The organism is Actinoplanes sp. NPDC051470 (assembly GCF_040682035.1).
Classification (GTDB): domain Bacteria; phylum Actinomycetota; class Actinomycetes; order Mycobacteriales; family Micromonosporaceae; genus Actinoplanes.
In genome coordinates this window covers 226,497-240,793 of the sequence record NZ_JBFBAA010000002.1, presented here as the reverse complement: position 1 = coordinate 240,793, position 14,297 = coordinate 226,497, and the positions used below count along the sequence as shown (strand labels likewise).

Here is a 14,297-nt window from a genome sequence, read left to right as displayed (position 1 = left end):
GTTCCCCCGTGCGGTGGTCGCGCGACTCCTTGATCGCCGCGGTGGTGGTCGGGCTCTCCTTCACCCCGTGGGTGCGCGACAAGGGCACCATCCTGGGCTGGGACACGCCCCAGCGGCCGTTCGACCTGCTCGCGGCGGCGCTCGTCGTCGCGCAGGGGCTCCCGCTCGCCGTCCGGACGCGCTACCCGGTGCTCGGCCTGACGCTCGTGTCGGCGGCTTTCTCGGCGTACCAGCTGATGGGTTTTCGACCCACCTTCGCCAGCGTCGCGCTCTACCTCACGCTGTTCACGGCGGGTGCGCGGCAGCGACGGCATCGGTGGGTCACGGTTGGTGCGTGGGTTGTCGGGTACGCCGGGCTGTGCGCCGCGTTCGTGCTGCTGGGGGCGCCCCCGGTGATCGAGTACGTCTACTACTTCGCCATCCCGGCGGCCTGCTGGCTGGGTGGGAGCTGGGCCCGGGGCGAGGTGCTGCGGCGCGAGGAGCAGCAGCGGCACGAGATGGAGTCGCGGTTGCGGGACGAGCGCGAGCATCTGGCCCGCGAGCTGCACGACGTGGTGACCCATCACGTCACGGCGATGATCATGCAGGCCGACGCGGCGCGGTTCGTGCCCGCCGGCGACCGGTCCGGCCTGCGGGCGATCGGTGACACCGGCCGCCGCGCGCTGACCGACCTGCGGCAGTTGCTGAACGTGCTGAGCCCGACCGGCGAGGCGCCGCGGACCCCGTCGACCGGCCGGATCGTGGAGCTGGTCGAGCAGACCCGGCTGGCCGGGCAGCCGATCGAGCTGGTGACCGAGGGTGAGATCGACTCGGCGGTCGCCTACCGGGTGGTGCAGGAGGCTCTGACCAACGCGCTGAAGCACGCGCCGGGCCGGGCGACCGTGGTGCGGGCCACGCCCTCGTCGGTCGAGGTGAGCACCGCGGGGCCGTCCGCGCCGGGCTGGGCTCCGGGCCGCGGCCTGGACGGGCTCCGGCGGCGGGTGCGCCTCGTCGGCGGTGACCTCGACGTTCACCGGGACGCCGGCGGCGCCTTCGTGGTGCGGGCGACGCTGTGACGATTAGGCTGCTGGTCGCCGACGATCAGGATCTGGTGCGGGCGGGCTACGTGACGATCCTGTCCTCACAGCCCGACTTCGAGGTGGTCGGTACGGCCGCCGACGGCGCCGAAGCGGTCGAGCGGGCCCGCCGGCTCCGCCCGGACGTGGTGATCATGGACATCCGGATGCCGCTGCTGGACGGCATCGAGGCCACCCGGCGGCTGGCCGGACCGGACGCGCCCCCGGACGGCCCGCGGGTGCTGGTGGTGACCACGTTCAACCTCGACGAGTACGTGTTCGAGGCGATCCGGGCCGGCGCCAGCGGCTTCCTGCTCAAGGACACCCCGGCCGAGACCATGATCGAGGGGGTACGCACGGTCGCGGCCGGCCACGCCCTGCTGGCGCCCGAGGTCACCCGGAACCTGATCGGTCACTTCGGCGCTCGCCTCCGCCAGGACGACCGCGCGACGGCGGACGTCCTGGCGGCGCTGACCGAGCGCGAGGCCGACGTGCTCCGGCTGGTCGCCGCCGGTCTTTCCAATCCGGAGATCGCGGCGGCGCTGTTCATCGGCCGGGAGACGGTCAAGTCCCACGTGTCACGCATCCTCACCAAGCTGAACCTGCGCGACCGGGTGCACGCCGTCGTGCTGGCTCACCGGGTCGGGCTCACCGCCGGCCCGGATCCACGATGAACTCCAGCGCGAGCCGCAGGCCCTCGGGCATCTGCACCGGCGTGTGCCCGGCGCCGGTCACCTCGACCACCCGCGCGTGCCGGAACTGGGCGGCCGCCGCGCGCCCGGACGCGGTCGGGGTGTTCGCGTCCAGGTCACCGCTGAGCACCAGCACCGGCACGTCGGGCAGGCGGGCGCCGGGGGCGAACGGCGGCTTCGCGGTCGGGTCGTCCGGCCAGCGCAGGCAGGCGCCGGTGTCGAAGGCGGTGCGGGTGACCCAGGCCCGCGGCGAGAATGGCGCGAAGTCCCGAGGGTCGAGCCGCGCCACGTGCCGCTCGTAGTCGCGCCGCCGCTCGGCCGGGCGGTCGCCGTAGTCGAATACGCGTGGGTAGTCGTGGCAGCTGGTGGCCCAGCTCAGCGGGATCGACACCCCTTGCGGGCCGATCTCCACCGTTTCCGCCTCGGTGACGAGGTGGGCCCGGACCACGTCCCGGATCGGTTCGAGGTTCCCGCGCCGGGCCTCGGCCACGGCCCGCGCGAGTCCCAGCTGCGCCGTCTCGTTGGGCTTCACCGAGTACATCTTCCCGACCGCCCCCGCGAGCGCCCACTCGTCGAGCACGACCCGATGCGTCTTGGTCCCGTACTCGACGTCGACCGTGGTGGGATCCTTGCGCAGCCGCGTGGCGAGCTCGCCGAGGTCACGCAGGACGGTCTTTCCTTCGCAGGCTCCGGTACGGGCGCAGACCAGCGTGATCGCCCGCCGCAGCGCCGTCGCGGCCACCGCCTCGCTGGTCTCGCCGTTGACCGCGTACGCGCCGGCCAGCGTGATCGACCGCACGTGCCGCGGATGCCGCTGCGCGTACACCGGCATCAGATAGGTCCCGTAGGACACCCCGAGCAGATCGAGACGATCAAGACCGAGCGACTCGCGTACGTCGTCGACGTCATCCGCCACCGCGGCGGTCCCGTAGTAGCGGGCCTTGGCGCCCAGCTGCCGCCCGCAGTCGCCGATGGCCCGCCGCTGCGCCTCCAGCCCCTGGAACACCGGGTCCGGTCCGGCCAGCGCCGGGCAGCTCAGCGGATCCGAGCGGCCGACCCCGCGCGGGTCGATCAGCAGCAGGTCACGCCGGTCGAGGATCGGGTCGAGGGCCGCCGCGAAATCCTTGCCGGTCAGGTCGATCGTCGACGTACCCGGGCCGCCGGGGTTGGGCACGATCGTGCCGAGCGACGGCTTGTCCTGCTCGCGGCGGGGCACCAGCACGTACGCCACGGTCGTGGTCCCGGCCCTGGGGTTCGCCCGGTCGAGCGGGACGGTGACGCTGCCGCATCGCGCGCCGGGCAGGTCTGAGCAGGGTTCCGGCGCCGGACTCGTGGATGCGTAGGCCGCCGCTCCCCCGGTCAGGGAGAGCGCGATCGCCAGGACCGCGGCTAGTTTCTTCATGCCGTCGACGCTAGGGATCGGCGGCCGTGCGATCGTCACCCTCGTGCGCCTGCCCGCCCTCCCCCAGCTGGGGGATCGATCGACCCGACCCGGGCTGGATCACCGGCGGCGTGATCTTGACGTCCGGCGGCCGGCGCCGACCTTCCGCCGGGCCCCGGCCGTGACGTTCCGCCGGGCCTCGGCCGTGACCGGGAGCGGCTGGGGGTCGGCGCCGGTGGGTGCCGGTCGCGGGCGGCGGAGGACGGCGTGTTCCAGGGCCGTCCACGCCGCCGACGTCACCAGGTAGAGGCCGGCGGCCAGCGGCATGATCAGGAGGGCCGGGACGCTCAGGTAGGGCAGCCAGGTCATCCAGGCCGGCGTCTCCGGGTTGAGCCGGCGCATCCGCCGCGACGACCACCAGGCCAGGGCCGCCGACAGGGCGATCAGCACGGCGAACACCGGCACGGCCGCGGTGACGTGCGCGGTCAGCGGGTGGCCGAACAGCGACCCGGCGATCAGCCCGTCGCTGCTGACCCGGTACATCAGCATGAAGAACGGCGCCTGCGCGATCGCCGGGAGCAGCGGGCCGAGCGGGCTGATCCCGTGTGCTCGCTGCAGTTCGAGCTGGGCGGTGGCCAGCCCCATCGGGTCGTTCTTGTGCTTGTCCCGCAGCGCGGCCAGTTGCGGGGCGAGCGTGGCCCGGCGGCGCTCGCCGCGGACCTGCCAGTAGGTGAGCGGGCTGATCAGCAGCCGGACGGCGACGGTGAACAGGACGATGGCCAGCGCGGGTGTGGAGAAGGCGGCCAGCAGGTCGATGATCGAGTGGGCAAAGTGCGTGAAAAAGGACATGGGAGTACCCCTGCGTTCCACAAAAGGCGAGATGGACGCGGAGGCGGCCGGCGTGTTGCCGATAGGTGCGCAGAGCTGCTCTGCGCACCTATCGGCAACGGGCGGCCGCCGGGTACTCGGTCGGGGCTCGGGGGCGCGGACGACCGGCCGCGTCGGGGTCGCTCAGACGCGGCGGGCGGGCGACGGCGCGGGTGCGCAGGCAGGAGGCGACGCCGACCGTACGGGAACTCGGCAGGCTGACCCCGGCGGCCGCGACCACCACCAGCAGCGCGGCGGCGACGACGGCCAGGCTCAGCACGAACTGGGCGGCCGAGTCGGAGGTTCCGGGCAGCACCGGGCCCAGCAGCAGCCAGAGCGCCTGTGCCATCACGCCGACCACGCTATCCCCCGGCCGCAAGGATGGTCAGCCCCGCCCGAACGCCTTGTCCTGGCAGGCGTCGACCTTCTTCATCTGGTTCTCCGGCGGCAGGCTCTCGAAGGTCAGGTAGCCGTCGCTCTCCCAGGCGTCGATGCCCTGCGACCGGGTGCAGGTGACCCAGTCGCGGAGCTTGTCGGCGTACGCCGGGTCGAGGCGCTTGGCCCGCTCCCAGACCTGCTCGGGCTCCTTGTTCGCGCACAGCTTCTCGGCCTGCTTGTACCTGGCCTCGAAGGCGGGGTCGACGTTCGCCTTCGCTGCCCCGCCGGTCGAGTCGGCGGCCAGCTTCCGCTTGTCGGCGGTGCCGGCGCCGTTCTTGTCCAGGCAGCTCAGCCACAGCTGCATGAGGCGCTCCTTCTCGTCGTCCGACGTGTCGGTGCGGATCAGCGGGCGCTCGGACGACGACGAGGGCGCGGACGACGACGAGGGCTGCGGCGGCTTGATGCTCACCACCGACGCGACGTCGTCCGAGGACGAGTCGTCGGCGCCACCGGAGCAGCCGGTGAGCAGGAGAGCGACGGCCAGAACGGCGCCGGTGATGCGTACCTTCATCGTGGGTTCCTTCCCAGGGACAGTTGATCAGGCCGAGGCAAGCGCGGCGGTCGGGGTCAGCCGGGCCGCGCGGATCGACGGGTAGACGCCGGCGATGACGCCGACCAGGACGGCGCCGCCGAGGGCGGCGGCCAGGGCGCCGGCCGGGATCACGACCGGCCAGTGCTGACGGGTGGCGTAGACCGCGGTGCCGGCCACCCCGAGCAGGGCGCCGGTGACGCCGCCCAGGGCCGAGAGCACCACCGACTCGGTCAGGAACTGCACGCGGATCTGGCCGCGGCTCGCGCCCAGCGCCCGGCGCAGCCCGATCTCGGAGCGCCGTTCGAGCACCGAGATGACCATCGTGTTGGCCACCCCGATGCCGCCGACCAGCAGCGCGACCAGGGCCAGGCCGACGAACAGCAGGGAGAACGAGCGTTCGGTCGCGCGCTTGGCCGCGAGCGCGTCGGACGGCAGCGTGACCAGCACCTTGCTCGGCTCCTCGGGGTTGACCGTGGCCGGCAGCACGGCGCGTACCGATTCGATGGCCGACTCGCGCGCCCGCAGGTAGAGCACGGTCGGCCGGCCGTCGAAGCCCAGCACGCCGCGGGCCGCCTCCCAGCTCACCAGCACCGAGCGGTCGATCTCGGGCGACAGCGGCGTGGGCGCGAGGACCCCGACCACGCTGAACCACGAGTCGGCCACGGCGATCTGGCGGGGAGGACCGTTGACGGGTACGGCGGGAATGCCCAGCCGCGCCGCCGCCACCGAGCCGAGCACCACCGTCGGGAACTTCCCGCCGTCCAGGAAGCGCCCGGACAGCAGGTGTCCTTCGAGCGCGTCGAGCAGGTCGGGGCGGCCGGCCAGCACGGTCAGCCCGGAGCCGTCCCGGGGGTCGGTCAGGTTCGAACGGCGGGCCACGGTGTTCAGGTTGGCCACCGCCGAGACGCTGGTCACCGGCCCGATCCGGGACACCATGGCGACCGAGGCGGCGGGCAGGGCGGCCCGGTCGACCTCCCGGTCCGGCGCCGGCATCACCTGGAGCAGGTTGGGGCCGAGCGCGGCCAGCTCGTCCATCAGCGCCCGCTCGCTGGACGCCGGGATGCTGGTGACCGCGACCATGGTGGCGATGCCGACGGCGATCCCGAGGGCGGACAGCACCGCCCGCATCCGCCGGATCCGCAGCCCGATGGTGCCCAGCGACAGCAGGTCGAGCGGCGCCAGCCGGACCGGGCGGATGTCGGTCATCGCCGATCACCGGCCGTCTCCACGATGCGGCCGTCGCGCATCTCGACGCGGCGCGGCAGGCGGGCGGCGATCTCCCGGTCGTGGGTGATGACCGCGATCGTCGCCCCCTCGGCGTGCAGCCGGTGGAACAGCTCGAGCACGGCCTGGCCGTTGGCGGTGTCCAGGGCGCCGGTCGGCTCGTCGGCCAGCAGCAGCGCGGGCTCGTTGACGATCGCGCGGGCGATGGCCACCCGCTGCCGCTCGCCGCCGGAGAGCTCGTGCGGGCGGTGGGTGATGCGGTGCGCGAGGCCGACCCGGTCGAGCGCGGCCTCGGCCAGGGCGCGGCGGCGCCGGCGTGGCACCCCGGCGTAGAGCAGGCCGGTGGCGACGTTCTCGGCCGCGGTCAGCCCGTCGGTCAGGTGGAACTGCTGGAACACGAAGCCCAGCCAGCGCCCGCGCAGCGCGGACAGCCGGCGGTCGCCCAGCGTCGCCACGTCGTGGCCGGCCACCTCGACCGACCCGTGGCTGGGCCGGTCGAGGGTGCCCATGATGCTCAGCAGCGTCGACTTGCCGGAGCCGGACGGCCCGACGATCGCGGTCAGCTCGCCGCGCTCGATGTCCAGGCTGACCCGGTCGAGCGCGACCACACCGCCGGGATAGACCTTCCCGGCGTCCCGCAGCGAGACCACCCGGCTCATGAGGTGGTCACCACCGCGAGGCCCTCGGTCAGCCCGTCGCCGGTGACCTCGACCAGGCCCATCGCGAACAGTCCGGTCTCCACCGGCAGCAGCGTGTTGTCCGGCCGCTGGACGGCGTAGCCGCCCTCGCGCAGGGCGAGCAGGGCGGTGACCGGCACGGCCAGCACGTCCGACCGGGTCTCGCCGGTGACGGTGATCTCGACGTCGCCGCCGTCGAGGGTGACCGCCTTCCCGGGCTGGATCGTCACCGCGACCTGCTGCGGGGCGCCCGGCTGCTGGCCGTCCGGGGTGGCCGCGACGGACGCCACCGCGCCGATCGTGCCCGGGGCCGAAGCGCCGTCCGGCATCCGCAGGGTGACCTTGGCGCCGGTCTTCAGCGAGGCCGCTTCCGGGGCGTCGACCTGGGACGACACCACCTTCGAGGTGCGGGTCACAGCCAGCAGGGGCCCGTCGGCGTTGTCACCCACGACGGCGGAGACCGATTCGACGCGTACGGATTCCGGCATCACCACCAGATCGCCGACCTCCAGCACCCCGTCGACCGGCAGCCCGATGTCGCTCTGCCACCGCTTGATCGCCTTGATCAGGGTTGCGGTGAGAACGGCCTCGCCCGCCCGGACGGTCACCCGCCGGGGTGGCGGGGCGGGTTCACCGGCCGGCGGCGGCTCGGCGGGCAGGGTCACCACGGATCCGGGGCGCGGCTGGAGGCCCGTGGCGTACCCGAGGCCTCTGAGGTTCTTGCGCACCATCGCGACGTCACGACCGACGACGCCCGCCGACAGGGTCCGGTACAGCGGCGGGCTGCCGTAGAACAGCGGCACCGGGTCGTCGTTCACCTGGAACATCGTCGCGCCGCGCTTGACCACCTGACCGGCGCGCGGCAGCGAGGTGACCACGCCGGCGCGCCCGCCCTTGACCACCCGCGGCGTGCCGTAGCCCAGCGATCCGTGCAGGGTGCGGCTGGTCGACAGGTCCGTGCGGGCGACCTCGACGGTCTGCACGGCGATGGTGGCGGCGCGCGGTACGGGAGGGCCCTCCGTGCCGCGCGCCCAGACCACCACGCCGGCCGCCGCGAGCACCACGAATCCGGTGAGCGTGGCGGCGACGAGACGGGGCTTGGCTGGCATGGCGACGATCGTGGCGGACGATCTACAGGAACTTGTCGGGACGGCCGGATTCCTCCGCGGCGGTCCTATAGTCGGCGCCGTGGCAGCTCACGTACTGGTCGCCGAGGACGACCGCACGCACGCCGAGATCCTCCGTCGCTATCTGGAGTCGGCCGGTTACCGCACGACGATCACCCATGACGGCCCGACCGCGCTCGACCGCACCCGGCGCCTGGCACCGGACCTGCTGCTGCTCGACGTGATGATGCCGGGGATGAACGGGCTCGACCTGTGCGAGGTGCTGCGGCGGGAGTCGGCCGTGCCGGTGCTGATGCTGACCGCCCGGGCCGGCGAGGACGACCTGCTGGCCGGCCTGGGCCGCGGCGCCGACGACTACCTGACCAAGCCGTACCGGCCGCGGGAGCTGCTCGCCCGGATCCAGGCGCTGCTGCGCCGGCATCAGCGCGACGGCCAGGAGAACGACGTGCTGCGGCTCGGCCCGATCGCGGTCGACCGGCCCCGTCGCGAGGTGACCGTGGACGACCGGCCGATCGACTGCACGCCGGACGAGTTCGCGATCCTGACCACGATGATGCGCCGGCCCGAGCGGGTGTTCAGCCGGGCCGCCCTGCTCCAGGCGACCAGCGGCTACGACAAGGAGTCGGCCGAGCGCGCCATCGACACCCACGTGTCCAACCTGCGCCGCAAGATCGAGCCGAACCCGCGCCGCCCGGTGCACCTGCTCACCGTGTACGGCGTCGGCTACAAACTGGCGGCCGGATGAGACACAGCCTGATCGCCCGGCTGCTGGCCACCTCGCTGCTGATCGCCGTCTGCGCGATCGCCGCCACCGCCTGGCTGACCATGCAGCTCACCAAGCAGGCGGTCACCCAGGAGCAGAGCCGCACGCTCTCCGCCGACACCGACATCTACGACGCGCTGATCGAGTACGCCGCCACCCACGACAGCTGGGACGGCGCCCAGGCCAAGGTCGAGCGGCTGGCCGACCTGACCGGCGCCCGGATCGCGCTGACCACCCCCGACCGGCGCCGGATCGCCGGTTCGCCGGTCGACGCGCTGGACGCCGCGGTGGTCTCCGACGTGCCCACCGCGACCGTCGACCCGCTGTTCCTCGACCCGGGGATCGCCCGCAACACCGGCGGCCGGATCGACGCGCGGGCGGTCGGGCCGTACCGGCTGACCGAGGACGAGCGCCGGACCCTGCAGAAGGCCGCGGTGAGCTATGTGGACTGCCTGCGTTCGGACCGGGTGGCGGCCGAGGTCGTCGACACCCCGAGCGGCCGGCCGGTGGTCCGCCGGATCAGCGCCGACCCGGCGACCGGGACCGGCTGTGCGGACGAGAGCGCGACGCCGACCGGCTCGGAGCGCAAGCCGCTGGCCGACCTGACCCGTCTGGTCCAGCGGTGCACCGGCGAGGACCTGACGCTCACCCCGCTGTTCGGGGTGCGGTACGCGCGCGCCCCGAACCCCGATTCCCAGCAGGAGCTCGACCGCTGCGTCGGTGACAGCCGCCGCGAGCAGTTGCGTCCGTACGTCGCCCCGCCGGCCCTGCTCTTCGTCACCGGCCGGGCCGCGCCCGCCCCCTCGGTCGACCTGTCCCCGGTCAACCAGCTGCGGATCGCCGGCACCACCGGCATCGTGCTCGTGCTGGCGGTGATCGCGACCGTGCTGGTCGGCCGGCGCCTGGTCCGCCCGCTGCGGCTGCTGACCGAGGCGGCCCGGCAGCCCACCGACCGGCAGGGCCGGGTGTCGGTGACCACCCGCGACGAGATCGGCCACCTGGCGACGGCGCTGAACGACCTGTCGGCCCGGCGGGAGGCCCTGGAGGAGCAGCGCACGGCCATGGTCAACGACATCGCGCACGAGCTGCGTACCCCGCTGACCAACATCCGCACCTGGCTGGAGACCGCCCGGGACGGCGCGGTCGAGCTGGACGCCGAGGCGGTCGGCCTGCTCGTCGAGGAGGCGATCCAGCTGCACCACGTGGTCGACGACCTGCGCGACATCGCCGCCGCCGACGCGGGCAGTTTGCGCATCCACCGTGAGCACAGCTATATCCGCGAACTGCTGCTGGGGCGGCCCGAGGCCGAGGTGATCGCCGACCCCGACCTGATGGCGTACGTCGACCCGGTCCGCATGCGCCAGATGGTCGGCAACCTGGTCTCCAACGCCCTGCGCCACACCCCGCCGGACGGCCGGGTGACCATCCACGCCGAGGTCACCGGCGACCGCCTGACCATCGCGGTGACCGACACCGGGCCGGGGATCGCGCCCGGGGACCTGCCGAAGGTGTTCGACCGCTTCTGGCGCGCGGACGGCTCCCGCAGCCGCGCCACCGGCGGCAGCGGCCTGGGCCTGTCGATCGCCCGCCGGCTGGCCCGGGCCCACGGCGGCGACATCACGGCCACCAGCCGCCTCGGCCGGGGCAGCACGTTCACCATCGACGTGCCGGTCCGATAGCTCGCCGCCATTGTCTCTCCATCTGGGAATAACGTTTCCGGGGTCCCCTAGCAGCTCGCGCCGGCAATCCCCTAAGCCCCTAATCCGGTTTATCGCCGGCCCCCCTTGATCGCCCGCCCGGCACCGGGGGCCATCCACCGGCGCGCCCGCGTACCAGCGCCGGATTCGCTGCTCAACAAGCGTTTCCGGCGATCCGGAGGGAGAGCGGCGCGTCGGCTGCGGCCTGATCGCGGAGTGACCGCCCGCTCACTGCGTTGCCCGGCAAACCAGCCGGAAGATGTCCGGGAAGATGGTCACGCTGGACATTCCATGGTCATTCACTAAAGTGAGCGTGCCTCCACACCGGACAATTTGTCACCGCGACCGAGGACGGCCATGCCCGACAAACCACATCCGCCGATGGCTCCGGCCTCGGAACACGACGCCCTTCCCGGCCAGCTGATCTGGCTGATCACGCTGCCGTCGATCGCCACGGTCACCCTCTTCGCCGTGACGATCGGCTACCTGCGCGGGCGGAACGGGCTCCAGCCCACCTTCGTCGTGCCCTACCTGGTGGCGATCGCCGCCATCGTGATCGCGGCGGCGGTCGCGGTCCGGCTGACCCGCAAGGCCGGCCAGCGATCGGCCGAGCTGCGGGCGACCGCCGTCGAGACGAACTCGGCGCTGGCCGGCGCGCACGCCGAGCTGAGCGAGGCCCGGTCCGAACTGGACCGGCTGGAGAAGTCGCTGCACGAGGCCGAGGTCCGCCCGGTGCTGGCCGCGAAGTCCGAGTCGCAGGCGGCCGGTCGCCAGGTCGAGGTCTTCGTCAACCTGTCCCGGCGGCTCCAGTCGCTGGTGCACCGCGAGATCAAGCTGCTCGACGCGCTGGAGAACGAGGTCGAGGACCCCGACCTGCTCAAGGGCCTGTTCCAGGTCGACCACCTGGCGACCCGCATCCGCCGGCACGCCGAGAACCTGGCCGTCCTCGGCGGGTCGGTCTCCCGGCGGCAGTGGAGCCGCCCGGTCGCCCTGACCGAGGTGCTGCGCTCGGCGATCGCCGAGGTGGAGCACTACTCCCGGGTCAAGCTGGTGCCGCCGATCGAGGGCACGGTGCCCGGCCACGCCGTGGCCAGCGTGATCCACCTGGTCGCCGAGCTGATCGAGAACGCGACCATGTTCGCGCCGCCGCAGACCAACGTGGTGATCCGGGTCGAGCTGGTGGCGGCCGGCGTGGCCATCGAGGTCGAGGACCGCGGCCTCGGCATCCAGCGCACCGACCAGGACCGGCTCAACCAGCTGCTGGCCAACCCGGAGGACATCAACCTCGACGACCTGCTGCGCGACGGCCGGATCGGGCTCTTCGTGGTCTCCATGATCGCCCGGCAGCACGGCATCCTGGTGCGCCTCCAGAACAACATCTACGGCGGTACGCAGGCCGTCGTCATCCTGCCCCAGGTGCTGATCGCCTCGGCCGCCGAGCCCGAGCGCACGGAGCGCCCCGAGCGCCGCGTCCGGCCGGACAGCCTGGCCCAGCACACCATCGAGTTCGCCCAGCACGGGAGCTGGCCGGCGTTCCAGGCCAGCACCCCGACGAACCGGCCGCGGGTGATCAACGGGAGCGCGAACGGAAGCGCGAACGGGAACGGGAACGGGAGCGGCAACGGGAACGGTCACAGCCACAGCCAGCCGGTCCCCGCGCCGCCGGCGGCCACCGACGGGCGCCCGCCCCTGCCCCGGCGCCGCGGCCAGACCCACATGGCCCCGCAACTCCAGCTCGGCCCGCCCAAACCGCCGCAGGACCCGGTGGGTGAGCACGACACCGGCCTGATGGGGTCGTTCATGAACGGCGTCTCGATGGGCGAGGCCGACCAGCCACGCCCCGATCACCACGGCTGACCAGCGCACCATCACCACACAAGGAAGGGTTCGGCCCCTATGTCGAGCACTGATCCGATGCGCCCCGCCCAGGACCTCGTCTGGCTCCTGTCCGGGCTCGTCGATCGCGTCCCGGACACCCGCAGCGCCCTGCTCCTCTCGTCCGACGGACTACGCAAGGCCGCCCACGGGCTCGACACCGACGGCGCGGACCACCTGTCCGCGGTCGCTTCCGGCATGTTCTCGCTGGCCCGCAGCGCCGGCGTCCGGTTCGGCGGCAGCGAGGTGGTGCGCCAGGTGGTGGCCGAGCTGGACGAATCGCTGCTGTTCGTCTCGGCGGCCGGCTCGGGGGCGGTGCTGGCGGTCATCGCCGGCAAGCAGGCCGACCCGGGCGTGCTCGGCTACGAGATGGCGCAGCTGGTCAAGAGCGTCCGGCCGTACCTATCCACGCCCACCCGCCACGAGGCTGACTTCCCGGTCGTCGTACCCGGCCGTTGAGCATGCCGAGCACCGACGACGAGCACTGGTTCGACGATGCCGCGGGCCGGCTGATCCGGCCGTACACCGTGAGCAACGGCCGGACCGAGCCGACGCTGCGGATGGAGCTGCTCTCCTTGGTCATGGCGACCGGGCGGCCCGCGCACAACCAGCTCGGCCCGGACCATTCGCTGGCGCTGGGGCTGTGCGGCCAACCCACCTCGGTGGCCGAGATCGCGGCCCGGCTGCGGCTGCCGGCGGTGGTCACCAAGATCCTGCTCTGCGACCTCGTCGACTGCGGGGCCGTGGACACCCGAGCGCCCGACCCGATTGCCGATCCCACCAACCCGGCGGTACTGGAGACCATCCTCGATGCCCTACAACGACGGCTCTGACATCTTCCCGTCCGCGCTCAAGCTGCTGATCGCCGGCGGTTTCGGCGTCGGCAAGACGACGTTCGTGGGCTCGGTCAGCGAGATCGCGCCGCTGCGTACGGAGGAAATCCTCACCACCGCGAGCATCGGCACCGACGACCTGTCCGGGGTCGAGCGCAAGTCCACCACCACCGTGGCCATGGACTTCGGCCGCATCACGATCAGCAGCGAGTACGTGCTGTACCTGTTCGGCACGCCCGGGCAGGAACGGTTCTGGTTCATGTGGGACGAGCTGTGCAACGGCGCGATGGGCGCGGTGGTGCTGGCCGACACCCGGCGGCTGGAGGACTGCTTCGCGGCGGTGGACTTCTTCGAGTCGCGGGGCATCGCCTTCCTGGTGGCGGTGAACGAGTTCGACCTCGACTACCGGTACGAGCCGGACGACGTCCGCGGCGCCCTCGACCTCAAACCGGAGACCCCGGTGATCTTCTGCGACGCCCGCGACCGCAAGTCCGCCCACGGCGTGCTGATCAGCCTCACCAAACACCTTCTGGACAGCCAGATCGCACGCGACACCGTCCCTCACAACGGAGCATCGGCATGAGTTACGAGTTCTCCGCCCACAACCCCCTGACCCCGATCGACTCGGAGGTGCCCACCCGGATGCGCCGCCTGAGGCAGCTGGGCCTGGGTGACGCGCCGGTTCCCGAGTTCGACGAGTTCGCGCGCCGGCTCAGCGAGGTGGCCAACGCGCCGTACTCGTTCGTGAACTTCATCGGCGAGGACCGGCAGTACTTCGCCGGGCTGCACGTCGCCGCCGCGCCGCCCGGCGCCCCACCGGCCGCCGAGCTGCCCCGGAGCATGGACCGGGAGCACGGCTACTGCCCGCATGTCGTGGTGCGGCGCAAGGCCCTGGTGCTGGACGACGTCTGCGACTACCCCCGGTTCGCCGGCAACCCGGTGGTCGACGAGATCGGCATCCGCTCGTACCTGGGCGCGCCGCTGATCGACCGCACCGGCACCGCCCTGGGCACGATCTGCGTGGTCGACGTGGAACCGCGGCCCTGGGGCCGCGCCGGGCTGGAGACCATCAAGTCGCTGGCCGCCGATCTGATGAACCAGATCAATTCCCGAGAGCTTTAATCCGGTTGGTGGGT

Annotated in this window: 16 protein-coding genes; 9 read left to right on the top strand and 7 right to left on the bottom strand. The window is 72.8% G+C overall.

Going from position 1 to position 14,297, the window contains the following annotated elements:
• The first annotated feature begins 8 nt into the window (after positions 1-8).
• The gene (locus tag AB0M54_RS06220) at positions 9-1,055 is read left to right on the top strand and encodes a histidine kinase (protein WP_364320140.1); all 1,047 of its coding nucleotides are present in this window, start codon (positions 9-11) and stop codon (positions 1,053-1,055) included.
• A complete protein-coding gene (locus tag AB0M54_RS06215) occupies positions 1,052-1,729 on the top strand; it encodes a response regulator transcription factor (protein WP_364320138.1) in 678 nt (225 codons plus the stop codon). Before AB0M54_RS06220 ends, AB0M54_RS06215 begins: the two co-directional genes overlap by 4 nt.
• Here the strand turns inward: AB0M54_RS06215 and AB0M54_RS06210 are convergent.
• The 7 genes from AB0M54_RS06210 to AB0M54_RS06180 all read right to left on the bottom strand — a co-directional run bounded on the left by AB0M54_RS06210 (position 1,704) and on the right by AB0M54_RS06180 (position 7,975).
• Positions 1,704-3,149 (bottom strand): alpha/beta fold hydrolase, encoded by a 1,446-nt coding sequence (locus tag AB0M54_RS06210; protein WP_364320136.1) that lies wholly within the window; start codon positions 3,147-3,149, stop codon positions 1,704-1,706. The genes AB0M54_RS06215 and AB0M54_RS06210 overlap by 26 nt on opposite strands.
• A gap of 99 nt (positions 3,150-3,248) precedes the next feature.
• On the bottom strand, positions 3,249-3,977 hold the full coding sequence (gene yidC, locus AB0M54_RS06205) for a membrane protein insertase YidC (protein WP_364320134.1): 729 nt from the start codon (positions 3,975-3,977) through the stop codon (positions 3,249-3,251).
• An 88-nt stretch (positions 3,978-4,065) separates the two neighbouring features.
• Complete coding sequence (locus tag AB0M54_RS06200) at positions 4,066-4,344, bottom strand: DUF6412 domain-containing protein (RefSeq protein ID WP_364320490.1); 279 nt, start codon at positions 4,342-4,344, stop codon at positions 4,066-4,068.
• A gap of 36 nt (positions 4,345-4,380) precedes the next feature.
• Positions 4,381-4,944 (bottom strand): hypothetical protein, encoded by a 564-nt coding sequence (locus AB0M54_RS06195; protein WP_364469454.1) that lies wholly within the window; start codon positions 4,942-4,944, stop codon positions 4,381-4,383.
• A 27-nt stretch (positions 4,945-4,971) separates the two neighbouring features.
• Entirely contained in the window at positions 4,972-6,171 is a 1,200-nt protein-coding gene (locus AB0M54_RS06190) for an ABC transporter permease (RefSeq protein ID WP_364320130.1), read from the bottom strand.
• On the bottom strand, positions 6,168-6,848 hold the full coding sequence (locus tag AB0M54_RS06185; protein ID WP_364320128.1) for an ABC transporter ATP-binding protein: 681 nt from the start codon (positions 6,846-6,848) through the stop codon (positions 6,168-6,170). The genes AB0M54_RS06190 and AB0M54_RS06185 overlap by 4 nt, the downstream gene beginning before the upstream one ends.
• Positions 6,845-7,975 carry an efflux RND transporter periplasmic adaptor subunit gene (locus AB0M54_RS06180; RefSeq protein ID WP_364469453.1) on the bottom strand — a complete coding sequence of 377 codons (1,131 nt, stop codon included), beginning with the start codon at positions 7,973-7,975 and terminating at the stop codon, positions 6,845-6,847. The genes AB0M54_RS06185 and AB0M54_RS06180 overlap by 4 nt, the downstream gene beginning before the upstream one ends.
• Positions 7,976-8,054: 79 nt before the next feature.
• Here AB0M54_RS06180 and AB0M54_RS06175 point away from each other — a divergent pair, with 79 nt between their 5' ends.
• The 7 genes from AB0M54_RS06175 to AB0M54_RS06145 all read left to right on the top strand — a co-directional run bounded on the left by AB0M54_RS06175 (position 8,055) and on the right by AB0M54_RS06145 (position 14,283).
• Positions 8,055-8,738 carry a response regulator transcription factor gene (locus AB0M54_RS06175; RefSeq protein ID WP_364469451.1) on the top strand — a complete coding sequence of 228 codons (684 nt, stop codon included), beginning with the start codon at positions 8,055-8,057 and terminating at the stop codon, positions 8,736-8,738.
• Entirely contained in the window at positions 8,735-10,435 is a 1,701-nt protein-coding gene (locus AB0M54_RS06170) for a HAMP domain-containing sensor histidine kinase (RefSeq protein WP_364320122.1), read from the top strand. Before AB0M54_RS06175 ends, AB0M54_RS06170 begins: the two co-directional genes overlap by 4 nt.
• Positions 10,436-10,810: 375 nt before the next feature.
• Positions 10,811-12,310, top strand: a complete 1,500-nt coding sequence (locus AB0M54_RS06165; RefSeq protein ID WP_364469449.1) for an ATP-binding protein — start codon at positions 10,811-10,813, stop codon at positions 12,308-12,310.
• 39 nt (positions 12,311-12,349) lie between these two features.
• The gene (locus AB0M54_RS06160; RefSeq protein ID WP_364320118.1) at positions 12,350-12,787 is read left to right on the top strand and encodes a roadblock/LC7 domain-containing protein; all 438 of its coding nucleotides are present in this window, start codon (positions 12,350-12,352) and stop codon (positions 12,785-12,787) included.
• 2 nt (positions 12,788-12,789) lie between these two features.
• On the top strand, positions 12,790-13,161 hold the full coding sequence (locus tag AB0M54_RS06155) for a DUF742 domain-containing protein (protein ID WP_364320116.1): 372 nt from the start codon (positions 12,790-12,792) through the stop codon (positions 13,159-13,161).
• A complete protein-coding gene (locus AB0M54_RS06150; RefSeq protein ID WP_364320114.1) occupies positions 13,139-13,744 on the top strand; it encodes an ATP/GTP-binding protein in 606 nt (201 codons plus the stop codon). The genes AB0M54_RS06155 and AB0M54_RS06150 overlap by 23 nt, the downstream gene beginning before the upstream one ends.
• Positions 13,741-14,283: a GAF domain-containing protein gene (locus AB0M54_RS06145; protein ID WP_364320113.1), complete on the top strand. Its 543-nt coding sequence runs from the start codon at positions 13,741-13,743 to the stop codon at positions 14,281-14,283. The genes AB0M54_RS06150 and AB0M54_RS06145 overlap by 4 nt, the downstream gene beginning before the upstream one ends.
• Positions 14,284-14,297: the final 14 nt, after the last annotated feature.